General features: G+C 50.8%; 23 protein-coding genes. 6 read left to right on the forward strand and 17 right to left on the reverse strand.

Annotated features, from left to right (window positions below; genetic code table 11):
* The first annotated feature begins 163 nt into the window (after positions 1-163).
* The gene (locus ACH5Y9_RS03380; protein ID WP_445368518.1) at positions 164-730 is read left to right on the forward strand and encodes a hypothetical protein; all 567 of its coding nucleotides are present in this window, start codon (positions 164-166) and stop codon (positions 728-730) included.
* A gap of 328 nt (positions 731-1,058) precedes the next feature.
* On the opposite strand, the gene ACH5Y9_RS03385 is transcribed toward ACH5Y9_RS03380, so the two are convergent.
* Positions 1,059-2,438, reverse strand: coding sequence for an L-serine ammonia-lyase (locus ACH5Y9_RS03385; protein WP_445368519.1), 1,380 nt, complete (start codon positions 2,436-2,438; stop codon positions 1,059-1,061).
* Between the two features lie 251 nt (positions 2,439-2,689).
* Here ACH5Y9_RS03385 and ACH5Y9_RS03390 point away from each other — a divergent pair, with 251 nt between their 5' ends.
* Positions 2,690-3,049 (forward strand): hypothetical protein, encoded by a 360-nt coding sequence (locus ACH5Y9_RS03390; RefSeq protein ID WP_445368520.1) that lies wholly within the window; start codon positions 2,690-2,692, stop codon positions 3,047-3,049.
* A 119-nt stretch (positions 3,050-3,168) separates the two neighbouring features.
* On the opposite strand, the gene ACH5Y9_RS03395 is transcribed toward ACH5Y9_RS03390, so the two are convergent.
* From ACH5Y9_RS03395 to ACH5Y9_RS03405, 3 genes are read right to left on the reverse strand one after another with little or no spacing between them, the layout of a single operon-like run.
* The gene (locus ACH5Y9_RS03395) at positions 3,169-5,619 is read right to left on the reverse strand and encodes a hypothetical protein (protein WP_445368521.1); all 2,451 of its coding nucleotides are present in this window, start codon (positions 5,617-5,619) and stop codon (positions 3,169-3,171) included.
* On the reverse strand, positions 5,616-7,313 hold the full coding sequence (locus ACH5Y9_RS03400; RefSeq protein WP_445368522.1) for a hypothetical protein: 1,698 nt from the start codon (positions 7,311-7,313) through the stop codon (positions 5,616-5,618). Before ACH5Y9_RS03400 ends, ACH5Y9_RS03395 begins: the two co-directional genes overlap by 4 nt.
* On the reverse strand, positions 7,310-9,868 hold the full coding sequence (locus tag ACH5Y9_RS03405) for a transglycosylase SLT domain-containing protein (protein WP_445368523.1): 2,559 nt from the start codon (positions 9,866-9,868) through the stop codon (positions 7,310-7,312). The genes ACH5Y9_RS03400 and ACH5Y9_RS03405 overlap by 4 nt, the downstream gene beginning before the upstream one ends.
* A 461-nt stretch (positions 9,869-10,329) precedes the next feature.
* On the opposite strand from ACH5Y9_RS03405, the gene ACH5Y9_RS03410 reads away from it, so the two are divergent.
* Positions 10,330-10,887, forward strand: a complete 558-nt coding sequence (locus ACH5Y9_RS03410; protein ID WP_445368524.1) for a recombinase family protein — start codon at positions 10,330-10,332, stop codon at positions 10,885-10,887.
* Positions 10,888-11,118: 231 nt separating this feature from the next.
* On the opposite strand, the gene ACH5Y9_RS03415 is transcribed toward ACH5Y9_RS03410, so the two are convergent.
* From ACH5Y9_RS03415 to ACH5Y9_RS03455, 9 genes are all read right to left on the reverse strand, one after another.
* A complete protein-coding gene (locus tag ACH5Y9_RS03415) occupies positions 11,119-11,499 on the reverse strand; it encodes a hypothetical protein (protein WP_445368525.1) in 381 nt (126 codons plus the stop codon).
* Positions 11,499-11,747: a pyocin activator PrtN family protein gene (locus ACH5Y9_RS03420; protein WP_445368526.1), complete on the reverse strand. Its 249-nt coding sequence runs from the start codon at positions 11,745-11,747 to the stop codon at positions 11,499-11,501. Before ACH5Y9_RS03420 ends, ACH5Y9_RS03415 begins: the two co-directional genes overlap by 1 nt.
* Positions 11,734-12,069, reverse strand: coding sequence for a hypothetical protein (locus tag ACH5Y9_RS03425; RefSeq protein ID WP_445368527.1), 336 nt, complete (start codon positions 12,067-12,069; stop codon positions 11,734-11,736). Before ACH5Y9_RS03425 ends, ACH5Y9_RS03420 begins: the two co-directional genes overlap by 14 nt.
* 891 nt (positions 12,070-12,960) lie before the next feature.
* Entirely contained in the window at positions 12,961-13,653 is a 693-nt protein-coding gene (locus ACH5Y9_RS03430; protein WP_445368528.1) for a hypothetical protein, read from the reverse strand.
* A gap of 29 nt (positions 13,654-13,682) precedes the next feature.
* Positions 13,683-15,671, reverse strand: a complete 1,989-nt coding sequence (locus ACH5Y9_RS03435; protein WP_445368529.1) for a cell wall-binding protein — start codon at positions 15,669-15,671, stop codon at positions 13,683-13,685.
* The gene (locus tag ACH5Y9_RS03440; protein WP_445368530.1) at positions 15,664-16,611 is read right to left on the reverse strand and encodes a toprim domain-containing protein; all 948 of its coding nucleotides are present in this window, start codon (positions 16,609-16,611) and stop codon (positions 15,664-15,666) included. The genes ACH5Y9_RS03435 and ACH5Y9_RS03440 overlap by 8 nt, the downstream gene beginning before the upstream one ends.
* A complete protein-coding gene (locus tag ACH5Y9_RS03445) occupies positions 16,608-17,117 on the reverse strand; it encodes a hypothetical protein (RefSeq protein ID WP_445368531.1) in 510 nt (169 codons plus the stop codon). The genes ACH5Y9_RS03440 and ACH5Y9_RS03445 overlap by 4 nt, the downstream gene beginning before the upstream one ends.
* Entirely contained in the window at positions 17,114-17,569 is a 456-nt protein-coding gene (locus tag ACH5Y9_RS03450) for a helix-turn-helix transcriptional regulator (RefSeq protein WP_445368532.1), read from the reverse strand. The genes ACH5Y9_RS03445 and ACH5Y9_RS03450 overlap by 4 nt, the downstream gene beginning before the upstream one ends.
* 99 nt (positions 17,570-17,668) lie before the next feature.
* Positions 17,669-17,911 (reverse strand): hypothetical protein, encoded by a 243-nt coding sequence (locus ACH5Y9_RS03455; RefSeq protein WP_445368533.1) that lies wholly within the window; start codon positions 17,909-17,911, stop codon positions 17,669-17,671.
* A 167-nt stretch (positions 17,912-18,078) separates the two neighbouring features.
* Here ACH5Y9_RS03455 and ACH5Y9_RS03460 point away from each other — a divergent pair, with 167 nt between their 5' ends.
* Entirely contained in the window at positions 18,079-18,828 is a 750-nt protein-coding gene (locus ACH5Y9_RS03460) for an IS5 family transposase (protein ID WP_445366335.1), read from the forward strand.
* On the opposite strand, the gene ACH5Y9_RS03465 is transcribed toward ACH5Y9_RS03460, so the two are convergent.
* The 4 genes from ACH5Y9_RS03465 to ACH5Y9_RS03480 form a co-directional block, all read right to left on the reverse strand.
* Positions 18,817-19,074, reverse strand: a complete 258-nt coding sequence (locus ACH5Y9_RS03465; RefSeq protein ID WP_445368534.1) for a hypothetical protein — start codon at positions 19,072-19,074, stop codon at positions 18,817-18,819. The genes ACH5Y9_RS03460 and ACH5Y9_RS03465 overlap by 12 nt on opposite strands.
* Positions 19,075-19,171: 97 nt before the next feature.
* Positions 19,172-20,452 carry a tyrosine-type recombinase/integrase gene (locus ACH5Y9_RS03470; RefSeq protein WP_445368535.1) on the reverse strand — a complete coding sequence of 427 codons (1,281 nt, stop codon included), beginning with the start codon at positions 20,450-20,452 and terminating at the stop codon, positions 19,172-19,174.
* A gap of 181 nt (positions 20,453-20,633) precedes the next feature.
* Positions 20,634-22,043, reverse strand: a complete 1,410-nt coding sequence (gene glnA / locus ACH5Y9_RS03475) for a glutamate--ammonia ligase (RefSeq protein ID WP_020485489.1) — start codon at positions 22,041-22,043, stop codon at positions 20,634-20,636.
* 165 nt (positions 22,044-22,208) lie between these two features.
* The gene (locus tag ACH5Y9_RS03480) at positions 22,209-23,432 is read right to left on the reverse strand and encodes a porin (protein WP_253734467.1); all 1,224 of its coding nucleotides are present in this window, start codon (positions 23,430-23,432) and stop codon (positions 22,209-22,211) included.
* 561 nt (positions 23,433-23,993) lie between these two features.
* Here ACH5Y9_RS03480 and ACH5Y9_RS03485 point away from each other — a divergent pair.
* Complete coding sequence (locus ACH5Y9_RS03485; protein WP_020485491.1) at positions 23,994-24,332, forward strand: P-II family nitrogen regulator; 339 nt, start codon at positions 23,994-23,996, stop codon at positions 24,330-24,332.
* 22 nt (positions 24,333-24,354) lie between these two features.
* A complete protein-coding gene (locus tag ACH5Y9_RS03490) occupies positions 24,355-25,758 on the forward strand; it encodes an ammonium transporter (RefSeq protein ID WP_101055169.1) in 1,404 nt (467 codons plus the stop codon).
* Positions 25,759-25,770: the final 12 nt, after the last annotated feature.

A 25,770-nucleotide genomic window follows, 5' to 3' on the forward strand; every position in this document is an offset into this window, starting at 1 on the left:
TCTTTAGCTGGCGGACGCTGATTTTTGAAAAACGTTTAAGCGGATATTATCGGATCGGACTTATACTCTGGTGCTGCGGTTAATAGACGCAAAAGGGACCTACTCATGCGGTATTTGACTTAAGCAAATAAGCTGGTTAACTACAAAAACGGGGGATAAAACGATGAACGATAAACTATTGCCAAAAATTGACGAGAATCTGGTGTCCAAAATCGTGGACATTTTCTATGCCGGCATGCTCGATGACTATCGTATCAACCGGTATTTTTACTCCAGGCCCATAGAAGAACAAACCAAACCGCTGAAGCAACTTGTTAATGCTTTGCTCAGCGCAGAGCCGGTCGAGCCTAAAAAACTTGCCGAATTGGCTGATGATTATTTTGCGGCGGCTTTTGCCAGAGGGAACGCCAAGCCCAGTTTGGTCAATAATCGAGACTTTGCGTTTTTGGAGATGTTCGTTACGGGCGATCTAGTCGGTAGCGACGAGAAACCCCATCTGACCCTGCTCTGTCCCGGACATTCCCATTTTTTACGATTACAGCCCATTGACGATAACTACGATGTGGTGTTGGAACTGTTGCAAAACAGCATCAATCAATTGCAAATTCCGCAGGAAACAGCTGACCAGATCATGGCATTCGCGGCTTCCGGCCGGGACGGTATTCTGGGCAGGGGCCAAGCTCTTTATGATGATGGTGAAAAAACGACCGACTTCCGGACGCATGGCTAGTTTTATTGTTTACCCGGTCCTGTTTATTACGCTTATGTCGTTCAGGCTGTGCTCGTCGACGCCGGGGCTTGTGTGGCCTTCAATAGACTAAAGGCATAAAGGTGAACGGTAATTTTAAGGATAGCGTGAATAGCGTTTAAAGCGGGTGCCTAAAAGCTCGTCATCCCCTCATGCAGGAGGTTCTCAAAGCCGATCCGTGCAGAAAATTTTATTCGCAGCGTACCATTTATGTGATTGACTACCCCTTTCCATGCGGGGGCGACGCTCCGCTGGAGATTCTTGCGAAAGAGGTCATATAAAACAGCTTGAGATTGCGTTTAAGCTGTTGTCAGCATTCAATCAGATTCACCGCCAAACCGCCGCGTGAGGTTTCCTTGTATTTGGTTTTCATATCGGCGCCGGTTTCGCGCATGGTTTTAATCACCTTGTCCAGCGATACAAAATGTTTGCCGTCGCCGCGCAGGGCAATGCGCGCCGCGTTGATAGCCTTAACCGACCCCATCGCGTTACGCTCGATGCAGGGCACCTGCACCAAACCGCCAACAGGATCGCAGGTTAAGCCCAAGTTATGCTCCATGCCAATTTCGGCGGCATTTTCTACCTGCTCGGGCGTGCCTCCCAATACTTCAGCCAGTGCGCCGGCAGCCATAGAGCAAGCAACGCCGACTTCGCCCTGACAGCCGACTTCGGCGCCGGATAGCGAGGCGTTTTCTTTATACAGGATCGCTATTGCGGCGGCTGTCAACAAGAAGCGAATCACCCCTTCTTCATTCGCACCATCGCAAAAGCGCCAGTAATAATGTAATACCGCCGGGATGATGCCGGCGGCGCCGTTGGTGGGTGCGGTCACGACGCGCCCGCCGGAGGCATTTTCCTCGCTGACGGCAAGTGCAAATAAGTTTACCCATTCCATGGTTCCCACCGGCATGCTGGGAGTTTGCCGAGGAATTTCGCCGCTCAACTGCCGGTAGAGATTGGCCGCTCTGCGCCTGACTTTCATGCCGCCCGGCATAACCCCTTCTTCGTGCAAGCCTCGTTCGACGCAGGCTTGCATCACCTGCCAAATGTTCAATAATTTCTGGCGGATTTCCTCTTCACCTAGCCAGGCTTTTTCATTGCTCAGCATCAAGTCGCTGATTGATTTGTTATGTGTCGCGCACAGTTTTAGTATCGCTGCACCAGTTTTGAAAGGATAGGGTAGGCAGGTGTCGTCATTGCTCAGCCTGTCCGCTGCGGCTGCCGCGTCGGTCACGACAAACCCGCCGCCTACCGAATAGTAATCGCTTTGCAGCAGTTCGGCGCCGTTTACGCCAAACACACTAAAGCGCATGCCATTGGAGTGGTAGGGGAGTACTTTACGTTGAAACAGCAAATCGGCTTTCTCGTTGAACGCTACCGGGTAACGCTGCAAAAGCCTGACTGCTCCGGATTCGCGGATTGTCGCTAGCCGTAGTGGAATGATGGCGGGGTCAATCAAATCGGGTGCTTCGCCTTCCAGGCCAAGTAATACCGCTTTATCGGTGCCATGGCCTTTACCTGTCGCACCAAGCGAACCGAATAATTCGATGCGCAGGCGCTGTACCTCGCCAATAAAGCCTCGCTGTTCCAGATTATTGACAAACGTCATTGCTGCCCGCATGGGCCCCACAGTATGAGAACTGGAAGGTCCGATGCCGATTTTAAAAATATCGAAGACGCTGATAGCCATAATTGTCGCCTAAATAGTGCTGAGGAAAGGGTGTCTGGAATAAAGGAGTTGTGCTCCCTTCAGTTGCATAGCAATTAATGTGCCTCCGCTGCGAGATTATAAACAGCATCTCCAATCGAATGGGCAGGGGCATTCCAAGCTAGACTTATCGGTAAAGGTTGTGAGCGAAAACAAATTGGCTGTCGGTTTTTTCCGGCGCACTTTGCGTTCGAGCTGCGAATGTCTTTCTTTTAAACCAATGGAATTAGGTCGTGAAAATACTATTTTTAATGGGCTTTAGCATATTCGCATTTTTACCGGTTTGTCAGGCGTTGGCCGAGCCAATGAAATGTGTGGTCGATGGAAAAACCTTGTATACCGATGATCAGGCGCGGTGTGCTAAAGGAGCCATCAAACCAATTAATGGCAGTGTAATAATTTCATCTTCCAAGGGCGTGCCGCGTGCCGATAATATTGCCAAGCCAGCGTTTGACGTGCCGTCCGGCCTTAATGGCATTCTTCAGCAATTTGGTATCACGGAAAAGGAGCTGGAGAATGGGTGGCAAACCGTGATGGAAGCCCATAAGCGCGGATCATGGAAGGCGCCTGAATTGCCGGAGGATGACAAATAGCTTGTTCTTCGACGCAGCTAAAAAGCGGCGCAGGTAGGCTGTAGTGCATGTGCCCAGTAAAATCAATGTCTACATGGTGTGAAAAATAAAATAGGGGACAAAATAGGGGGCAGTTGTATTTATTTTCCAGCAATCCTTTCAATATTTGGTGGTCTTTCTGGGGCGTTTCCCCCGGGCTTCCACCAATACCGCTGCTTAAACTCGCGCTGTGCTCGCTGCTCCATGCGGCGTAAGTAGCCAGGCGAAACCATCTCTTGAGCTTGCTGGAATATCAAATGATCCAGCGCCCCTTTGGCATACCAAAGCGATGATCCCGGCGTTAAGCCCTTGATCATGCGCAAGGCTTCGGCGCCGGCGTGGGTGTCCTCGCCCTGGATTGCTTGAATCATGTTGCCTTGGGTAAGATTCAGCAGTTCTTCGGTAAAGCCTAGCGACGGCCCCAGCATGCCGGCGAAGGCGCTTGTGCCGTGCTGGCTCGATTGCGATTGTAGGAAGTCGCCATAAAATCCCAATGAGCCGCCCTTGAGTACGGCGCGCCCCCAGAATGACGGCTGTTGCATGTCCAGTGGATCGCGACCGTTAAGCATCTCGTTAATCTGAACCCCAACGGCGCCCATCAGAGTGGTACCGGCAATCAGGGCGGCTGTGTATTCGGCCTTGCTGAGTCGGCCCGGATTGTTAAGCATGCGCCGCCAATGCCGTGTCATCATCGTGATCGGGAATGATTTGAATTGCAGCACCGACCGTCCCAACTCGCCTAGTACAGTGCCGGGTTGCAAACGACCGCTAGTCATTGCTCTCTCTCGAGCCCCTGGCTCGATAATGGCAATACCACTTTCTTCAAGGATTATTCCCTGGTATTTATCTGCGGCGGCTTGCACCGCCTTCGGGTCGCCGTCAACATTCAAAATCGCTCGGGCGGTAAGCACTGGTGTACCTTGCCAATTTTCCGCATTAGCTTGGCGCCAGATTTGCCAATCAGCGTCGGTAATGCCTTTTGTTAGCAATATCGAATGATCGCCCGCTTCCAGATCGCCCAATCTGGTGCGGCGCTGCACCATGTCACCTATTTTGTGCATCATCATCGCCGCAAAACCTTGGCGGCGGGCTTCTGTCATAAACGACAAACCGGAAGCCCTAATCACTGCACCTGATACTTTCGCCGCCATGCCGTTAATCATGTTTTCTTGGCCGAAGCGATCAATTGCAAACAATAGGGTATCCAGACCGAACCCCAAGGCACGTGCTTGGCGCCTGGCTTCCTCGCTGCTGAGTGCTTTCAGCTCATTTAACAGATAATCGGCGCCGCTCATGTTCAGGGCGCGGGCAGTCACGGTGGCGGTGATGTCGTCTGTAAAGGACGTGATTACCGCCGAACCTAGCCGGACGTTTAAATAGCTGCGCACGGCGGCAGCCCAGCGCGCCAATGTTTCGTTACCTGGCTGCATGCCTTTGCCGGCCACCTCATCGTATAACCGCGCCGCGAAATCGCGCTTCCGGTGGATTTGTTCGGGCGGTGTGCCGGCAAGGGCGGCTTCCTGCTCTGCTTTGTCCAGGAAGGTGCGAAGCATCAAGTCTGGATTAGGGCCGAAGGTTTCGACCAAGGCGATATCGCGGCTCATCTGGTTGATGTGGCCGACGATGGTCGCCATCAGTGACTTTTCAGCAAATTTCGCGTGATAGCGCAAATAGGCATCTGGGTCGGCAAAATGCAATTGTCTGTGCTCTCGGCCTCGGTTGGCGCGGGCCGCGGTGCCTTCTGCTTGTCCGGGTGTTCTTTTAAGTGCGCCGTCGTAAACGATAGAATCGTAAGCGTGGCCTAAAAACTCATTCAATTCGGCGTCGTTCATTCGCATACCGTCTTCTTTGGTATAGCGGCTGCGGTCGAGTAGTGGCCGGATAAAATCAATCCACGTGGTCTTACCGGCTTTGAAGATCAGGTATCTGGAATGGGTTTGCGGGTGGGCCCAGTCGTCTAATTTGCCGATCATGCCGCCGTTATTGTTAAACCTAGTACGCATGGCTTCAAAGGTATCGGATAATTTTTGGGCAAAGGCTTTGGCTTCCGGTATCCCGCTTTCGACGCCACGTAATTCACGGAACACCGGAATCATGACTTGATCGTTCTGAATGATGCCTAATAGCTTGGGGCCGAAGCCCTCAATTGCATCGGATAGGCTGCGGGTATATTCGTTGTACACCGCGCGGTATTTGGTTTCTGCCGACTGGATGTTGTCCTTACCGTCGAAGCGCGGCGCCAAGGTGCGATCAATGTTGTCGACAATCAAGCCCGGTTGCTGTTCGAAGTAATCGCTTAGCCGTTGGTTAGCTAGAATAGTCAGTCCGATACGTTGCTGTTTTTTCAATGTGTCGGCCTTGAGTTGCTCGGCGGCCCCTTTGGCGGCTGCCTGCAAGCGTTGGGCTTCCGACATACCAAGATATGCTTGGCGGTCTTTGTTGGCGAGTAAAATTTTATGTTCGCGGATGCGCTGCTCTATTTTTTGTGCTTCGGCAGCTTTTAGCGACCGGCCTAAAACTTGCGAAACAGCGGCTATGCAATCGTTTCTCATGCGGTATCTCCGAATTTTAAAAAGCAGGTGATGGCTGCTTGGGTGGCGGCTTCGAGCTTGTCCAGATCGATCAGATCGTTGTCCACTTCGCTCAATAGATCCCGTAAGCTGGTTTGCTGCTCGTTGCCGTCGTCATCCATCCACGCCAAAGCGTGGTCGCCGTGACTATTAATCCATTGGCGGGCCGCGTCGATTTCCGGTGATACGCTACGAGCTGTCTGTGCGTTTTCTGCCGCTGCTTCGTTACTATTAGTTGTATCCCGCTCGGGTTCTCGGGTGGCGAGTGGTTGAGAAGGTGCCCGCGTATCCGTTGAGCCACCCAACTCATTGGGTCGCGCATCTGGCAACGACCTTTCAGAAAAATCGGTAAAATCCATGAACGTTTTGTTGCTCCTGATAAAGCCATTTTCCTGCAGGTGTGTCTGCTCGGCTCTCGATAGCTCGGCATGCGCGGCGCGCGCTTCGTCGTCTCGGCTTAGCTTTTGGCTGATGGTGTCCAGGATCGTTTGCAGGTCTGTTCGGTCGTTTTGTTTGGATTGCAGAGCCATTTGCTCGGCGATATCGGCAATCTTCCGAGCTGGTGCGCGGGGCTGTTCGGCCCTGGCGTGTTCGATGAAGTCTTGCTTGGTATAGCCGCTTAGCGCGGATTCTTCGTCAAAGCGGGACAGTTTGTATTCAATATCGGCTTTTTGCTGTTCGAGCGCTTGCCGGTCCCCCCTATTCATCCGGTTGCCGGCTGTGGCGATTAGCTCGGGTGAGAACGCCGGTGATTCAGACATTGGCAGCGTCGCCGATACTGTTTCATCGTTTAATACGCTGTCCATGGCCTTATAAAAGGCTTCAGTATGAGCGTTGGCCGCTTCTGGTGTGACTGGTAAACCGGGTGCTTTGCTGTCGATACTGCGGGCTTCGTTGGAAGTCAGAGCTGCGTCGATCTCGGATGGCTTCGCTTGCAAATGGGCGAGAGCGCCAAAGCCACCTCCCAAAGCCGCATCAATCGCCATGGCGGTAGTATCGTTCCAGCGCCATTGTTCCGCCTGTTCCTGGTAACCGGCTTCAGCCAATATTTGATGCTTGGCGTAACGCTCAGGTATGCCAAGTGCGACGCTTGTAGCGGCGCCAGTGGCTATACGTTGTGCCAATGCCGGAATTTTAAAGGCTTGTGAAACTGGCAATGTTGCCGGAGCGGCCACGCCAAGCGCATTGGACAAGCCGGTTGCTGCGCCGAATTCCGCGGCCGCGCTCAGCGGCTTACCTTCCTGAATTTGCTCGGCTGTGTCGCTGATTCCTGACAAAACGCCGACGCCTAAAGGCCCAGTGGTAATCGCTTCCGGCACCATGGTAGCTAGGCCGTTGACGACCTGCGCGGCGATACCGTGTGTTCGCGGATCCAATCGCAAGGCTTTACGTTTGGTAATAGCGGGATCGACAACGGCGCCCATCCATAGATTCTGAAAAGTGTCTCCCGTATCTAGCACCCCATCTATTGCCTTAGGCCATTGGGATAGCGCCAAGCCACCGACCGCTTTGGCTTCCTGTTCTATGGTCCCGGCTGCGTTGGTGTAAGTGTCGGCGCTGGTCAGTCCGGTGAAAATACCGGGTGTGGGTTCTTGCAGGTCAGCGCTATCTCGATCAAGCATTGAGCGCTGATTGCGTGCAAAATTGGGGCTCAAGGTTTCGAATAAGTAACTCATGGGTTGAACTCCAAAATAACAGGGCGGCCACCCATACTGAGCATAGACGTCCCGTTTTGCAGTGCGTATCTATTGGCGCCGACAGGTATAAGCGGCATTTTGCCGAAGGCTATGAAAGCGGCCTTTTCGCCCAATTGCTGCTTTAGTTTGGCTTCGGCCTGGTCGAGAAAGTCAGTTTCATCCATGCCGAACGGCATAATTACTTTTTTGTCGGCATGCTCGGCAATGCCTCCGGTGATTGACTGCACGGCTTCAGTGAGCAAGCTCTCCTGTACCTGATTGCCTTCAGATTTAGCCTTATCCATCTTGGCCGCGTAATAAGCCCGGACGGCGGAAACGGTACCGCGTTCGGTTTCCGAGTCACCAGCCAAGGCGTCGCCAAGTAATGAATAAATCGATTCGTTAAGTTTGGTAGGCAGCGAGACGCCGGCGGACTTACCATCTTCCTGGCGTTGAGCTTTGCCGGGATTTAGCAGGGCCTCGCCTTTAATGATAGTCCTGGCTACGTCTTCGCCGCGAATGCCGGTTATGGAGTCGCTAAAAAAACCGCGTGTCTTTTGCATCCTATCCATGCCGATCAGCGATCCCGCCACGATGGTTGCGGGTGAATCCGGGCGGATTTGCTGCAATGTCGTCGCGTAGGCTTGCGGTTCATTGATGCTGTCGGCCAGGGTTTTTAAGGTAGTGATTTTGTCGGCTTCGGTGCCATCGCTGAGACGTTGGCTTAGTTCGCCGGCTTCCGCCTTGGTCAGCACGGTATAGGCGGCGCCGTAGTGCTCGGACATTTGCCGGGCGACGCTATCGCGCTGGATGATTTCTCGCTGTGCGTCTCTAGGGTTGGCCCAGTTGATAGGCTTGACGTTATAACCGTTCTGCAGGGCCCAGGATACTGGATCCGTCTTACGCTCCTTGTCTGCCGCTTCAATAGCTTTTGACATCAAGTCAAATTGCTTCTGCTCACGTTCGAAGTTCAGCGCCCCCGGCTGGGGTCTGCTGTCTTCCAGGGTTTGCATAGCTTGCGTGACCGGCATGGTTTTGATGCTGAAAAACGTTTTTGCAAAGTCCATGTTGTCGCTGTAGTCCTGGTACACAGAACTCCATTTATCCCCGAAGGCCCTTTGAAAATCGGATGCCGGAACCATCTCGCCGGGTTGCCCTGTGTGGGTTGTTTGGCTGTACTGATCGTCAATAGCCCTTTTTAGTTCTGCTGAGTAAACGTTGCGGCCGTGCTCGATTTGAGATTGCGCGGCATTAAACCATTTGCGGCGGTCTTGTTGGCCCATGATGTCGGCCGGGGTGCCAGTCTTTAGATTGTTAAGTACGTTAGGGACATAAACATCGCGCGTAGAAGCAGGGATGTGTTGAATCCAATCAGCGCCACCTTTGGCAATGGCGGCGTCGACGGTACCGGCCCCCGCATTGTAAGCCGCCGCCACTTTGGCGGGATCGTCCTGGTAACGTTCGCGCAATTTATCTAGTAACTCAGAGCCCACGCGGTTGTATTCAGCTGCCGACCGCTCGCGAGCTGGGGTTATGCCAAATCCGGGATTGGTGGCCGTGTCATGCGTCACCTGCATGGCAAAGATTGATTTGCCGTCGGACGATTCCAACGGTTCTCCATTGCTTTTGAAGTCACGCCCGCCGCTCTCTTGTTTCAGAATCGCATTTTTTAGGTTATTTCCCCCTAACAGATTTACTACTTCTTCTGGATTGGATTGCAGCAACCCGGCCGCCCAATTGTCGGCGATTTTGGTTTGAATACCGGTGCGGTCGTCAGGGTCCAGGTTCTCGCCGAAGTGTTCCTGTATCCGCATTGCGGTGGTGTGATCATTCTGTTGTAACGCTGCAAGCGCCGCTTGTTTTAAAGTCTCAGATACTTGCTTGCGTCCCTCGATTAAGCCAAGTTCTTCGCTGCCATGTTGCAGGCGTCCTAAGTCTTTGGCATCTTGCATGATGCTGGCTATCCCACTGGACAACGTCTCGTCGTCATTGTTATAGAGTGTCAGCTTGCGCTTGGTAACATCGATACTATTCGACAAGGTCCCGATTTTGAAGTTTGTGTTTTGCTGGGATTCGTGTCGTTTCAACATGCCTTCTAATTTAACGCCGGTGTTGTTGGCATGCTCGGTAAATAGTTGGCGGGCCTCTTCATTTCCCAGGCTTTGTTTCAAGGCTTCAATTTTTTCCCGACGTCTATCCAAAACCGAGTTAAATAGAAGTTTGCCATCTTGCTGCTTAAAAGCGGAAGCGCCGGTTTGGTTTAGCCAACCAATTTGGCCGTTTTCCTGATTTCCAAAAGCTTCATCTTGGTCAAATGTTTCCAGATTATTAGTGGCGCCTTTGGTTTGTGATTGAATATTTTCGGATCTTTCCTTATTCATCAGCTCCATAGCTGTTTTTTGTGCGGTATTCAGGGCGGTACCGGCCTGCTCCAGCATTGCGGCATTTGTCGTGTTAGTGAAATCGGCGGCGTTGCGACCGCCAGTTTGTCGAATTCCGGGCATGCCTTGCAACTGCGTGCCGGCGCCGCCCACAACGGGTACTTTTAATGCCATGGATTAGCCTCCTGGTATTGTGTTGATGTGCTGCTTTCCTATTGAAATAAAACGATTAATTTAAATAGGATGAATGTATAGGCGATTATAAACCGGGTTTTAAAACTCGATTTTTGCCTTCGAGAATAGCGCTGGCGTGGTTTTGTATATCTCGACGCAACTCTCTAAGTTCTAATTGCTTGCGGGTCATGCTGGCAAGCTATCCGCTTAAAATCGGCGGTTTATAGGTCGGTCGAGAAATGCGGTAAAAATTGATTTTTTCGCGAAAATACTTGTCAAGCTTTATTTTAAAAATATCAAAAAAATATAAGCTCTTTGTGTAAATATGAGTGTACATTTTTTTACACTTCCAACCATGCCCGCAAACCCGCATTCCACCGTGTAAATAAAAGTTGATTTGACATTTTATTTACACATGTTAATCTGACTCTAAGAGATTAATTTACACAAGGGTGGCAGTCATGAAAGGTCAAAACGTCGGATACGTCAGAGTAAGTTCAACATCGCAAAACACCGAACGCCAGCTGGTAGACGTGGCGCTTGATCGGGTCTTTACCGACAAGGCCAGCGGCAAAGATGCCAACCGCCCGGAGCTATCCAACTGCTTAGAACATTTGCGGGAAGGCGACGTGTTACACGTTCATTCTATCGACCGCCTGGCGCGGAACCTGAAAGACCTGCAAACCATCATCGAGAACCTAACCCGGAAAGGCGTCACGGTTAAATTCTACAAAGAGCATTTGACCTTCGAAGCGGCCGCCGCCTCGCCCATGCAAACGCTCATGCTGCAAATGCTCGGCGCGTTTGCCGAGTTCGAGCGGACATTGATCAAGGAACGCCAAAGGGAAGGCATTGAAGCGGCCAAAGCCCAAGGCAAAAAGCTAGGTGCACCGGCCAAGCTGACTGCAGAACAAACTGCCGAGGTCAAAGCAAGGGTTGAACAGGGCGACGATAAAAGCAAACTGGCTAAGGAGTACGGCATTAGCCGGCCAACCCTTTACAAGTTGATTGCCGCGTAAGGCTGCGCATTAAGCCAAATGTCGGGGCAAACTGGGGATGATTTGGTATGCTTTCTTCCGACTGGACGAAGGGCGAGCTGTGTCATCCCTTCGGAAATATCAATAGTGTCTGTCCTCGTATTGTATCCAGTCGCCCAATAGGCATAAAAAAGCCCTTGCCGAAGCAAAGGCTTTTAGGCTGTTAGTTGATGGCAAATCGCGGCCACTGCGATTACTGGCCAAACGATAAAGCTATTTAGCGGTTTCCTCCGGTTTTTGCTTCAAATGCGCGTTGTAAATATCAGGATGCATAAGCCGGCTCGAAGCATAATCCCCTAGAGTGATCATTCCCGCAATGGTGTCTATTTGGTTGGATATAGTGGTTAGCAGCCTCATAACTTCGCGTTTGTCTTTAAAGTTGCCGGCATCGCTGTCATTGTCAATCAAGAAACCAATACCCGAAACAATGCGAGCAAGGTCTTCTGCGTCGTTTCTTGCCGCATCTGTAAACCCGGCAAACCATTCAAGTTCTTGTTGGCTCAACTGGTCGGCGCTGGTTCCCCAAAGCGTATCAATCGCTTTGCTGATGGATCGAACACCAAGTCTTTGTTTATCATGTTCGTTTGCGCTCATTAAAAACCTCCCTTCTTTGCAAGTCTGGCGCTGTTGTCCAAAGCGTCTGCCAGATTTTCTATGTCGACAAGCCAAGGTGACCGCTTACTGTCGCGTGCGCGGAAGGGATGTAGTCCAGGAAACTTCTTGCGCTCCGCCATCCGGTTGGCGGTGTAGAGGTCGGTGACGCCGTAGAAGTCGGCGGCTACCACGTCGAGTTTGACGATTTTTTCGCCGTACTTTTGGAAAAGGAATTCAACGGTTTTCATTGCCAACCCCTTTCATGTCCGAAATATCATTGCCGATTTTATTTCTAGCGGTATGCGCCATATGGTGTTGAATTGCTTCAATATCATTGACTTCGTTAATCGCAACTTCAAGCAAGGAAATAATTTGCCCGTCGTCGTGATCTCCCCCATCTAATAAAACCCCTAATAACAGGGTAAGAATGGCCTTTGTGCGATAGGTGATTGCTCCAATTTTCTCAATGGATGTGTCTTGGTTCTCGTCGGTGTCAATGAGTAGACGATGTTCGAAAAATCGATAATTTGGGTTTGGCTCGACGCGAGCGGGATTTAATGCGCTTGTCATGGCGGTTTTCTCCAATACGGGGTAACAAACGTCGCCCATTGGTTCGAATCGCCGGGCGGCGTGATTAAGTGGGTTCGAACTACCGCGTATTGGGGCGGCCAGCCGTGAGGCTGCCCAAATAACCACGCCATAGCAGTACCATAGCTAAACGCTGGGTAAAAATGACGGGCACAAAAAAGCCACTGGCTAAAGTGGCGAATTTTTCGCCAATACAAACGGGGTTCGAATCCCGGCCTTACTGTTGCAAGACGGTGTTGATTGTCTGCGTAGTTTGAATTGCTGTCAATTATTTTGATGCCCGGCTAGAATAAAGATGTCGACGGTAGCAAGGCTAGTCATCCTTGCCGGCAACTCCGGTAGTGTCTGTCCTGGTAATCGGAGCCGTCGTCAAAATCAAACAATATGGGCCGATGCTTCCGAGACGTTTCGCACGTAGGAGGACCGTAAAGTCAGTTGCTCGCGCGTTGATTTGGCCCACTCTTCTAAATGCCTAGCTCTCTACCCAAGGTATCCCGGTCCAAGTTCGCCAGTGTTCGTCATAACCGATGGCTTTCTGGAATATTGAAGCCCGATGTTAACATCAAAAAATTGACCTGCCGTGGGTGGCAAAAAAACTAGACAAGGACTGTTGTAATTGAATGCTTTCCCCGTTCCCCTGCCTGCTCACGCCATAGCGGCCTCCTTCGCAATCTGGCTTTAATATGTCAATAAAAATATCGGCATTTTTGCCTGTTTTTGTTAACATTTTTCTGAAAAGTAAACAGAAATGTAAACAAATGTAAACATGTGTTTTAGTGCTTAACGGTGCGCACATAAACCAATCGATGCTTTATCGTTGATGTCCCCAACTAAGTCTCGCGTCGGCAATGCAGGGGCGGCGAGCCATTTCGATCACAGACCCAGCGCAATTCGAGTGCGAACGCACCATTTGGGAGGTAAAAGCGCGACCGCGCCGAAACTAGTTAGATAGTAGCGTACTTTAATCGGGTCGGAATTGGCTGGGCGCCAATCGAACTTAAAGGTGCGGGTGTTCGCGCCGTACTTGTGACCGTTTATGCGGAAATCCTGGCTGGACAGCGCTAGCAACTTTAGCAATATGTTAGCGCTGGCTGGGAATCCGCGTTTGTTCTGCGAATAGTGGGCCTCGGCTTCCTTCCACTCATTTCGAATAAGCTTTCTAAAATTGTTTGCTTTGCGTTTGCGGTGCGTTTTGGCGATGGTTAACAGTTGTTTATCTTGGTTTTCTGTTTGCATTTGTTGTTCACTAAAAAATATATTGTCTATAGGGGTGCGCAAAAATCTGGGGAGTTCGGGGAGATAGCCTTCTAGCCCAGTTGCGGCAAGGGTTACAGGCTCCCCATACGGCCGTTTTTTTTGGGGAACTCCCCGGATTTGAATTGGGGAGGCCATTGTTTTTATGGTGATTGAGGTGGTGATCGGGTCGCGCTGCTTTTTTATCGCTCCCCGTTTTTTTGGGGAATCTCCCCGTGATTTTTGATTGCTTGGGGAGCTTGAAAGCCTTGGTATATAAGGGGTTGAACCTTGTCTCCCCGAACTCCCCAGAAAATTTATATATACCCCCATTCATTATTACGGCTAGGCTAGTTTTAGGTTTACCCGGACTCGATCAATTCGGCGCTCAGTACCAAAACGCGAAACTGGCGACCGGCGATAAGCCGCTTAACCGTTGGGCGTGGTTTGCCGGATTCGCGATCCTTTTCAGTTTTCAGTAGTAAGCCTTTGTCGGTCATGCGGCGCCATAGTGTTGATGCGGAAATCAGCAGCGGGTCACCTTGATGTTTTGAGAAATCATGTACTGTTTTGAAGGCGGTGTTTGGGTCTAGCCAGATCTCGGTGGCTTCGTTGTTGGCGCCTTCGGCATGCCAGCCAATGCAGTCACCAAGCGCTTTGTATTGTTTGTCGCCAACTATATCGGTGCCAATGTCACGCCAACCCCATACAAACGGGCGCATTTTGGGCGGGCCTTGGTCTAGGCGGTTGGAAATGTGCGCGTTTCCAGATGACAACGCCGCGCGAATCAGTTGTAAAAATCGCTCAGTTTCATCTTGGTCGGTCTGGTAGCTGTGTTGCTCCGCAAAGGCTTGTTTTAGTGATGCCTCGCATTCACCCAGTAAAATTCTGCCCTGATCGGCGGAAATGGCGCCAAAATCTTCTAAAAATTCAAAAAACACCTCAAGCCCGGCTACCAAACTGGCGAAAATTTCGGGGGCGCGGGGATGCGAAGAGCAAAATCCCTCTCTAATCGCGCCATTCCGTATTTGCTCAACAACTATCGGGAAATCGGCTTTCTGCTGGTCCATTTTTGGTGCAAGCCATCGCAGATAGGCGCTCATCAGGCCGCTAAACTTTCCATCCCTGGCGGCGGTTTGCAGCTTGGTCAATGCGGCGTTATCGACACAATCGCGCGTTACTTCCAGGACCAATAGTCGCCCTAGCAACGATTGGCCACGCGGCAAATCTTCAGCAGTTACGATAGTCATGGATCGGTTAAACGGCGCGGCTTGGGCGCGCATATCAGCGGTTCTTCGCCCTCTGCCGGCCTGATTGCCGGTATTTCTAATCAGCCGTTCCGCCATGGCGTGTTGCTTATCAGCTTCGGTGCGATTGACCGACGGCTTAAAATCATCAATCACAAAAACCGCGTCTTTTGCCTGGTGTGATTTGGCCTCGGCGTCATTCGCGGAGTCGGTCCAATTGGCGGGGAAATTGCGGGCGGTAAAGCCGCCAAAAAAGCCTTGAGCGATTGCGGCAACCGCTGATTTTCGAGAGCCGGTGAGACCGTGTAACCAGATGGCAAAATCGATGCCCTGGGCTTCACCAAGCGGCGCTCTCGCAACAGACGCTAAGAGGGCCGCGCCAATTTGTGGGCTTGCCGGGCATACGTGAAGCAAGCCCAAGGCCACGGCGGTTTCTGAGCTGATTTGTTCGCTGTTGAATGGCGTGGGCAGGCTGTATCGGCTCATGTTGCCGGGTCCTATATCGACTTGTACGTTATCCGCTAAACCATCGGCGGCAATCGATCCGGCGCCATGTAGATACTGCCATCCGCTTTCTAGTTTCTTCCAGCCGATGTACTGATAAATGCTTTTTCGCGGAATGTTTCCGTCGAGTCCGGAATAAAGTTGAATGCATGCCCGCAAGTTGTCTTTCTTGGCGGCTCCAGGGTAGATGAATGGTAGGGTGCCCCAGTAGTCGTTCGCCCAGCTGCCTTGGTTGGCATAAAAAGCTTTTGCTGGTACGTCGATTGACGGCAAAGGCGTACCGTCAAAGCGCTTGCCTTCAATGCGCAGAAAATTAGCTTCTGTCAGGCCATTATCTGCAACGATTTCTTCGGTAATGCGGCATGTGAAATCGCACAAAGGGAAAGAGCCTTCGGAGCGGTCGCCGCTCCCTTCGGAACGCATCATCTTGAATTGAACAAAACGACCACTTTCCACACCATAGTCACCAAACCTCAAGACATTGGCCGAACCCTTGCCAGCGCCACCACTCCCGCTTCCGCCTTTTCTGGGGGCTTTGGCGGGGTCTGCTGGCTTGGCGCTGTTAACAATGGCGAGTACTGGCGGTTTTACCTCAGTCATGGTTGCCTGCCTTGCGCCAAATGGCATAATCGTTAAAGTCCCCCCATATCGGGGGTGCCGTTACACTACCGCCAACGTCTGCAGCGGCTTCCGTCGCCTTTGTCAGTCCCGGGTTGCCCTCGGTTTGATCGTTGTCCGCACAAAATACGATGTTAGCCTCCGGTAATTTTTGTCTAACAATCCGACCGACGGCCAGCAGATTCCCGGCTGTGAAAGCCAGGTACACGCGGTAGCCGGTTTCTTCGTAGATGGTGGCAGCGGTGCCGTATCCTTCTGCGATTAACACGGATGCGTCTGGCCGCAGCGGACGTGGACCTAGCCACCAAAACAGGCCGGCTAAACCGCCTGCCGGTAAAAAGTCTTTATCCCTGTTCAAAATCGGATGTTTTGCAGGGAAGATAGCTTGCAAGCTGCGTATGGTTCCGGCAGCATCGAATAGTGGCAATAACAAAGCATTTTCAATAGTCAAGGTGGCACGGTTGCCGCCCTTATCCTGTATCACCCGCCGCCAGCGGCCAAGCCTTGCACCATGTGGCTTGATTTGCTTTTTTATCAAGTACGGATGATTTGCCGGTGCCGGTAGGGCGGCTTGCCATATGGTCAGCGCCCGCTTCGCGGCCTGGTCCTTCTTTGCCGCATCTTCAGCTTGCCGGCGCTTGCGTTCCTTCTCGATGCGGGCCCGTTCTTTTTTAGATAGTGGCTTGGGCTTGCCGGTATTCTCGCCGACTAGAAAGAACGGGCGCTTTTCACCACTTTTCCAGTTTTGGCAGTAGCCTCCGGTCCCGTCGGCAAAAAGCTTAATGCGTCCCGCGCCATTACCTGGCTTTCCGTCCGCTGCGTCAACAACCTGAAATTTATCAATTTCGAAAGCCTTTGGCGGCAATAAGCCCAGCTCAGCCAGCGCCGCGCGAGCGGCGTCTTCGATGTGGGCGAACGTCATATAGAAGCGCCATAGGTAGAAGAAATGAACTCCCGCAAATGCTTGATGAGCTTTGTTGTGGGATTCAATCTATGATTTATCCGCGAAGGGAATCCGCCAGGATAGGGTACTGTGTCACCTGAGCGGATTATCAAGTCTCGCAGCTCAGATACATGTCTGATTATTTGTTCGATATCGGAAAGCGTGTCTTTCGCTTTGTTCAGAGAATCGACATGGGTCAGATATTGAATCTTGCTGTTTAGTGCAGCAATCAAATTGATTATTGTGCTTGCTAAATGCTGGCAGCTGGCAGCGTCATATCTTTTTATCCATATGTCCATCATGCAGCTGCTTTGGGTGTGGTGATAGGCGTCTGTGATGATTTTTAAAGCATCTTTCGACCACTGAAAATTTAAAGCCGGTTGCTGATCCTGGTTCTGTTGAATACCAAACGCGGCATACGTGGCCGAAACCTTAACCAAGTCTTCTGGCGTTGCTTTGGGGGGTGGGGTTTGCCGTGTGCTCATTGCTCACCTCCAGATACATTAGCTTGTGTCTGGTCGGGTGATGTTGATTTTTCTAAGTTTGTGAGGATCTCTTGACCAAACGAATGCCGGATGGCTGCGGTGCTGATTATTGATTCGTTTAATATTCCTAATTTTTGGGTTTGGTTGGCGATCAATTCATCTAGTTTTTGAGCCGCTAATTGCCTTGCAGACTCTAACGCTATAACCAACTTTTTGATTTCATCGTCTGATTTCCCGGCAATGCGTGCGTTGTTGATCGCTTCTACTTCGTTTGCTGGCCAACCAACTTGGCAAGCGTTGCCGCTCTTGTCGTTGCCTAGATTTACTGGGTGCGTGAAAAGACCTTGTGCTATTTTGCGGTAAAAGGTTGACCGGCCGTAGCCGGTTATTTGCAATACTAAATGGCGTCGGTATATCGGATTAATCGAGGGTAAAGCGCTTGTTGTAGCCATGAGCCTTCCTGAGTAGGTTAGCGCCGCTGCGGGATTGCTGCGGCATGGCTAAATCATTAACGATGGCGAATCACAAAAAATTAAAAACCTGATGTGTACTTATTTTTTATGAGCGATATGAATTTTTGACATTGCATTAAGAATGCTTCTATCTCCCGCCTTGTCTGTCCACTTCCTCCGAGTTGTTTGTTTTTTAAGTGCCGCCAATGCTTCTGTATTGGTAATAGATTTGCCGAGCTCAGCTTCAATTTGAGCCTTAAGATTAATTGCTAAAATGGCCTGTGCTTCGGCTTTTGCGCCGGCTCCCTTTGGTCGCCCTCGTCTTTTCTGAGTACATTCCAAATCTATGAAACCAGTAATCAGCGAGCCAAACTTAGACTTGATAGGTTTTTTGCTCCGTTTTAACTTTTTGTTGGCAATTAGGGGCTGTTGCCATTTTGAAACGATAGCCTTGAAATCGAACGGCTCTGCCTCATTGATTGATTTTTCAATCAGAAGACAAGTGAGCTATGCCGCGACAAATGTTTACGGATGCATACTGGAATAAATTCAAAGCCATCCTGTTAAGCCTGGGGATTTATGACAAGCCTTCGCTCAGGCAAACGGTAGAAGGGATTTTTTATCGCATGCGAGTCGGCTGCCCCTGGCGAGACCTGCCTGCCACGTTTGGTAAGTGGAATGCAGTCTACAAACGGTTTAATGCGTGGTCACTGCAAGAAAAACTGATGGGCATCTTTCGAGGCCTGGTTGTGGCACCGGATTTGGAATGGACCTTTATTGACGGCAGTATCGTGAAAGCGCATCAGCATAGTAGTGGTGCGGCTCATGAACAGGATGCCGCGATTGGGAAATCCGTTGCGGGTCACACCACGAAAATCCATATGGCCGTTGATGCCTGTGGGCTGCCTATTCATTTCTCGATCACCGGTGGTGAAGTCCATGACTGCAAAGAAGCGCCGGAATTAGTGGCTAAACTGCCTTTGGCTGACTACACGGTCGCTGACAAAGGCTATGACAGTGAACCTCTACGGATTCAAATTCGAGAGAAAGGGAGTGTCCCTATCATTCCTAGAAAACAAAATTCAATCGTCGGGAATGACGGAATGGATTGGTGCCTCTACCAATATCGCCACCTCGTTGAAAATGTCTTTGCGCGATTGAAACATTTCAGAGCCATCGCGACGCGATATGACAAATTGAAACGCAATTTTGAAGGCGTTGTCGCTTTGGCCTGCGCTTTTATTTGGTTACCCATGTAAAACGGCAACAGCCCCTAATAATTTGCGATTGGTTTCTGTTAATTTTGTTGCCAGTGTTTGGCCGGACTGCTCAAGGTATGTGGCATAAGCACGCCACTCTTCAACTCCCCACTCTGACTTCTTACTAAAATCTATGTGGTAGTAGTTGCTTATTAGTGTTGGTCTGGGTGGCCATTTAGGGTTCTGGAGGGCTATCTCAATCAGGGTTGAATCAGAAAGTTTGTCTGGAAAATAGGCAAAACACATAATCGCTCCGTCAAAGCGTTAAGTCGTCTTAATGGATAACCGGAAGCGGGGGACGAATCCCGCTTGTTGCCCCGTCGGGCTATCCGGTTAAATTCGATTATATCGCTTTCCTGAAAGTGGCTTGTATCACTACCCGCTCATTCATCACGCTGTCGAGAAAGTTGGCCCATGATTGCAGCATTTCCAGTCGTTGGGTTTTGTACTGGGCATGGGAATAGGTGCCGGCCATACCCGGTATGGCGTGGCTTAGCGCGGTTTCCACGACTTCCGGCGAGTGACCTTGTTCTCTTAGGTGAGTCGAGGCCGTATGCCGGTGGTCGTGAATGTTGTAGTCGGTAATGTCACCAGCCCCTAAGGCCGCTGCATGTGCTCCGCTTAGGTTGTTACTGTGCATGGCTCTTGTTGGGTCGGTCGGCATCGGCATAACCCAAGGGCTACCACTGGACAGCCTTTGCAATTCTCGAAGCATTTCAATGGCTTGATTTGGCAGCATAACCAGATGATCCTTTTTGGTTTTCATCCGGCCAGCCGGTATCAGCATTTCGCCTTTATCGAAGTCGATTTCACTCCAAGCAGCGCCAGTGAGTTCTTGCTTTCTGAGTGCCAGCATTAATAGCAGGTGCAGGCCAAGCTTATAGCCACGATAGCAATTGGCTTGATATAGGCTGATCAGATAGCGCCTGATTTCGGGTGTACTTAGCCACCGGGTGCGCTTGTTGCGGTTACCAACTCTGGCGGGCTTAATCGCTGTGGCTGGGTTATTGATGCATAAATTATGCTCTAGGGCATAGCCAAACACTCGATCAGCCCAAGCATGGCAGGATAGGGCGGTTGGGGTGCCTACTCGTTCGCGAATGTCATAGATCAGCTCTCGAAGTGTCGGAACGTCGATGGCTTCCAGTGGTATTTCCCCCAGCACGGGAAGCAAGTGTCGTGTCACAGGTAAGAATCCTTTATTTGGGTCTTTCCACTTTTTGTCTACCCATTCGGATTTATAAAGGGCCGCGGCACTTCCAAAAGTTGGTAGGGCGCTTGCCGTTGCGGCTTGGTTGGCGGCGAGCACTCGCGCTTCAATTTCTTTAATGCCGTGGCCATCGATAATCATCCGTTTTGCTTCGAGGTTATCAAGCAGCGTTGCCGGGTGTGTGCCCAGCTCTACCAGTTGTCGGGCTACTGCGTGAATTCTACGGACATGATCGAGGGTTATCTCGGGGTAATTTCCGTAGCCGTATTTCTCTTTCTTGCCTCCAATCCTGAATTCATAGCGCCAGAACTTGTCGCCCTTTGCTCTTACGACTAAAGCTAATCCGCCACTGTCTGCTTTTTGGTATTCCTTGCCGGTGGGTTTTAACTTTTTGATTTCAGTATCAGTGAGCATGGTTTGTCCCCTATTTTTTACGCATTGTAAATCTAGGTTGTGGTTCGGGACAATATAGGGGGTAAAAATACGGGATTCGACGGGTTTGTTTGGGAACCATTGGGACATAAAAAACCCCGCTAAGCCAGGTGGCTTGCGGGGTTTTGGGTTGGCTTGGGACTGCCTGAGACAGTCTTAAAACCTATAGGCTGTAGTACATATCCAGCTCAACAGGGTGAGTGCTCATACGCAGACGAGTCACATCTTCTTGTTTCAATGCGATGTAGCCATCAATTACGTCGTCAGTGAATACGCCGCCACGAGTCAAGAATTCGCGGTCTGCATCCAGAGCCGCCAAGGCTTCGTCCAGAGAGAACGCCACTTGTGGAATCGCTTTTTCTTCTTCTGGCGGCAAGTCGTACAAGTCTTTATCCATCGCCTCACCTGGGTGAATTTTGTTTTGGATACCGTCAAGACCGGCCATCAACATGGCAGAAAACGCCAAGTATGGGTTAGCAGTGGAGTCTGGGAAACGTACTTCGATACGGCGGCCTTTAGGGTTGGTGACGTAAGGAATACGGATAGATGCAGAGCGGTTACGTGCTGAGTAAGCCAGCATCACAGGCGCTTCGAAACCTGGAACCAAACGTTTGTAGCTGTTGGTTGAAGGGTTGGTAATTGCGTTCAATGCCTTGGCGTGTTTGATGATGCCGCCAATGTAGTACAGCGCGGTTTCTGACAAACCGCCATACAGGTTGCCAGTGAACAGGTTGACGCCGCCTTTAGCCAAAGATTGGTGAACGTGCATGCCGCTGCCGTTGTCGCCAACCAGTGGTTTAGGCATGAAGGTTGCGGTTTTGCCGTAAGCGTGCGCGATGTTGGCAATCACGTATTTCAAGCCCAGTACTTCGTCGGCTTTTTTAACCAAAGTATTGAATTTAACACCGATTTCGCACTGACCGGCAGTTGCCACTTCGTGGTGGTGTACTTCAACGGTTTGGCCGATTTCTTCCAGAACCAGGCACATTGCAGAGCGCATGTCTTGGAATGAATCGACTGGCGGTACGGGGAAGTAACCACCTTTAACGCCTGGACGGTGACCGATGTTGCCGTTTTCGTAAACTTTTTCTGAGTTCCAGCCGGCTTCTTCTGAGTCGATTTGGTAGGAGCAGCCGCCCATGCTGGTGTTCCAGCGGACGTCGTCAAAAATGAAGAATTCGTTTTCAGGACCGAAGAACGCGGTGTCGGCGATACCGGTAGATTGCAAATAGGCTTCAGCGCGTTTGGCGATAGAGCGTGGGTCACGAGCGTAACCTTGCATGTCTTTCGGTTCGATAATATCGCAACGCAAGATCAGGGTTTTGTCGTCGAAGAAAGGATCGATAACCGCGGTGCTGGGGTCCGGCATCAGAATCATGTCCGATTCGTTGATGTGTTTCCAGCCGGCGATGGACGAACCGTCAAACATGTTACCTTCTTCAAAGGTGTCTTCGTCGATGGTGTGCGCTGGGAAAGTAACGTGTTGTTCTTTACCGCGAGTGTCGCAGAAGCGGAAGTCGACAAATTTGACGTCGTTTTCTTGGATTAATTTCAGAACGTGATCAACAGACATTAGTGAGGGTCTCCGTAGGTTGTAGTTGTTTTGGTTGAGAAGCTTAAACGATTTAACAATATCATCAAATGTAGTAAAGAGCTATAACAAACAGAGCCTCCAAAGGGCTTTCAACGCAATGGAGGCGTACAGCTTTATAACGATGATTTACTTAGGCTACCAACCTTAGAAAGTGATGACTACGTCCGCAGTAACCAAGAATTGGTTGTGGCGTGTACCGTTGTCGAACGCTTTAGCATTATCGGTAAAGTCGTAACGCAGGTTTGGACGCAAGTTCAACCATTTTGCCGGTTTGTAGCTCAAGCCGGCTGTAACGGCGTAATATCCGCTGGCTTCTTGAAACGGAACATAGTTAGCGCCGTAGTTGCTGCCACAAGCGAAGTTGTCGCCGACTGTGCCTGCTGCAGCATAGCAACGGCCAGGGCCGAGAACTCGGATGCCGTTATGATCACGGAACCATTCTGCGCGCAGACCGGCTGAGACTTTGTCGTTGACGTCATAAATCAAATATTGGTTGATGCCATACCATTCGGCGTCTTCCCTGCCGTCTGGAAGTCCTGCAAGGCTTGCGTTCCCGGTCCAGATATTATTGGCAAAACCGTGATCGTGTTGAATGATGTAATGCAACTTGTCGGTGAAATTGTGCTTGCCGACGATGCTGTACATGGCCCATGTGTCTTTGCTGTTTTCGGAGCGTTCGCCAGCCGTTGATGTAATAGCCAGAGATGTGCCGGCGTCGTCGCTTGTCCAGGTTACCCCGCCCAACCAAGCCCAGTTGCCCAGGTCTCTGTCCCAGTTGCCGTCCCAGCCGCCCGAGTTGCTTCCGGTAACTGCACCGCCCATTACTGTCCAATTCGGATTGAATGCGTAGGTTGCGAGTATGCCAGTATGGGTAAATGGTTCGCCATATTGCATAGTGTAGGGTTTGGTGATGAAGAAGTTATCGGGAGCGGTAACTACTTCGTAACCGATTGGAGTATAAAAGTGTCCGGCTTTGACTGCGATACCATTACCGAATGGGAGGTTAAACTCGGCGTATGCTTGTGGTAATGCCAAGCCGTAGAAGCGCTCCCCGTGTCCGCTCAAATTCAGATCCCAGTTGCCACGGTCACTGTCCGCTAGGGTGCCGGGGTCGAATCCGAATGAACCGTAAGCTTGTGTAAACGCGGCATCGGTACCGTACATCACATCGACGCGACCGCCGATGTCGAAAGAGTCGCCGTTCACATTGATGGCTTTTTGCAAATACAGATACAACTGGTTGAGTTGCAATTCACCGCTACGGTCGTTGAATGTCACTGGGCCGTTAAAACCGTCACCGTTGCTATTCATGTTGGCGCCGACACTACTGTTCAGCCAGCCGCCAACCTTCAGATTGTGATCGGTCATAAATTTAGATGTGTTCGGATCAATGCCAGCTGCACCCAGTAGTCCGGATGCTTCTGTCCAGCTGTCCGCGCTAGCGGAGGCACTGCAAATCACCATTAATCCGGCTAAGCAAGCGCGGCTGTGTGATTTTGTTAACGTTGTGTTGTTTCTCATGGTGGTTATCCCCTTGGTTCAGTGACTACTGAAGATTCTATAGCAGTTTTTAGGCCATATTCGATTTATTAAAAATCAATAAGATAGGTGGTATATGTAGACTAGTTCATGATTCGCAATGGTGCAAATTCTTTTTGTTGCACCAAAGTAATGCAGTGTTGCTATGTTGCGACAAAGCCCTATTTATTCTTAAAGCAAACCACTGAAACTGGCAGAGCAAGGCCTGTAGGGTGGTATTGAGTTGCAATGGTGCAATCCAAAAAGCGTTGCACTGATTTGGTGCGATTCTGTTGTTCTTTTAATGGATGTGTTTAATAAAGCTTTAAAAATCATGGGAATAAATAGTGGCATGCATCATGCTTTGCTTGTTTCGGGAATTTATTAACTCAAGCAAAGAGGTGTTGAACTATGAAACTGATAACAGCGGTGGTTAAGCCGTTTAAGCTAGACGACGTGCGTGAGGCGTTGTCGGATATCGGTGTATCTGGCGTGACGGTTACTGAAGTAAAAGGCTTTGGTCGGCAAAAGGGCCATACGGAACTGTATCGTGGTGCCGAATATGTGGTGGATTTTTTACCCAAAGCAAAAATCGAGGTAGCGGTTGCGGATGCTTTGCTTGAGCAAGCCGTCGAAGCGATTGTGAAAGTAGCCAATACCGGAAAGATCGGCGATGGCAAAATTTTTGTAACCGATCTGGAGCAGGTGGTTCGGATTAGAACCGGCGAATCCGGCGAAGAAGCTCTTTAATATGAAGATGGGGAAACCAACAATGAAATATTTAACAGGCATGGCGCTGTTCGCGCTGTTTGGACTCTCGGGCATGGCGTTTGCGGAAGAAGTGGCGGCACCGGCCGTACAAGCCACCGTTAACAAAGGCGATACCGCCTGGATGATAGTTGCAACCGTACTGGTTGCGTTAATGGTAATACCTGGCTTGGCCTTGTTCTACGGTGGTATGGTGCGTGCTAAAAACATGCTGTCTATCTTGATGCAGGTCTTTGTGATCTTTTCGTTGACGGCGATTATGTGGGCGACGTTCGGCTACAGCGTCGCGTTTACCGAGGGTAACGCCTTCTTCGGCGGTTTCAGCAAGGCATTTTTGAAGGGTATTACCCCGGATTCGATGGCGGCCACTTTCAGCAAAGGGGCTTATGTACCGGAATTCATCTATGTAGCGTTCCAGCTGACTTTCTCGGCCATCACGCCCGCGTTGATCATCGGCGCATTTGCCGAGCGGGTTAAATTTTCAGCGGTGCTGTTGTTTACCGTGATCTGGTTTAGTTTCTGCTACTTACCGATGGCGCATATGGTTTGGTACTGGGCAGGCCCTGATGCCTATACCGATGCGGCCGCTGCGGAAACTGCCGGTGCGACTGCGGGCTTTTTGTTCCAAAAAGGCGCCTTGGATTTTGCCGGCGGCACGGTGGTACATATCAACGCAGGTATCGCCGGCTTGGTCGGTTGCTTAATGATAGGCAAGCGTATTGGTTATGGTAAAGAATTTATCGCGCCGCACAGCGTGACGATGAACATGATAGGCGCATCCTTGTTATGGATAGGCTGGTTTGGCTTCAACGCTGGCTCCAACCTGGAAGCCAACGGTCTGGCGGCATTGGTTTTTGTCAACACATTGTTGGCGGCCGCGGCGGCAACTCTGGCCTGGATGGGCGCGGAATGGGCTGTGCGTGGTAAACCCAGCATGTTGGGCGCTACGTCAGGTGCGGTGGCCGGTTTAGTTGCAATTACGCCTGCTTGCGGCTGGTCAGGGCCGATGGGAGCTATCGGTTTGGGCTTAGTAGTCGGTGCAGTATGCTTCTGGTCGGTAACCTTTTTGAAACACGCGATGAGTTACGACGATTCGCTGGATGCGTTTGGTGTGCACGGGGTGGGCGGTATTATCGGCGCCTTGGGTACTGCTGTGGTTGCCAGCCCTGATTTGGGTGGTACCGGCGTCTGGGACTACGTCACCAACGCAACCTTGCCTGACTACAGTGTGCTTACCCAGCTTGCCAGTCAAGCTTGGGGTGTAGGCATCGCCATCGTTTGGTCCGGCGTGGTGTCCTTCATTGCCTTCAAAATTGCCGATGTGGCTCTTGGTCTGCGGGTTAGCGAAGCGACTGAGCGCGAAGGTCTGGATGTCACCGAGCATGGCGAAACCGCTTATCACGTTTAGGGTTGAAAGCTG

This window comes from Methylomonas sp. BW4-1, from assembly GCF_052474385.1.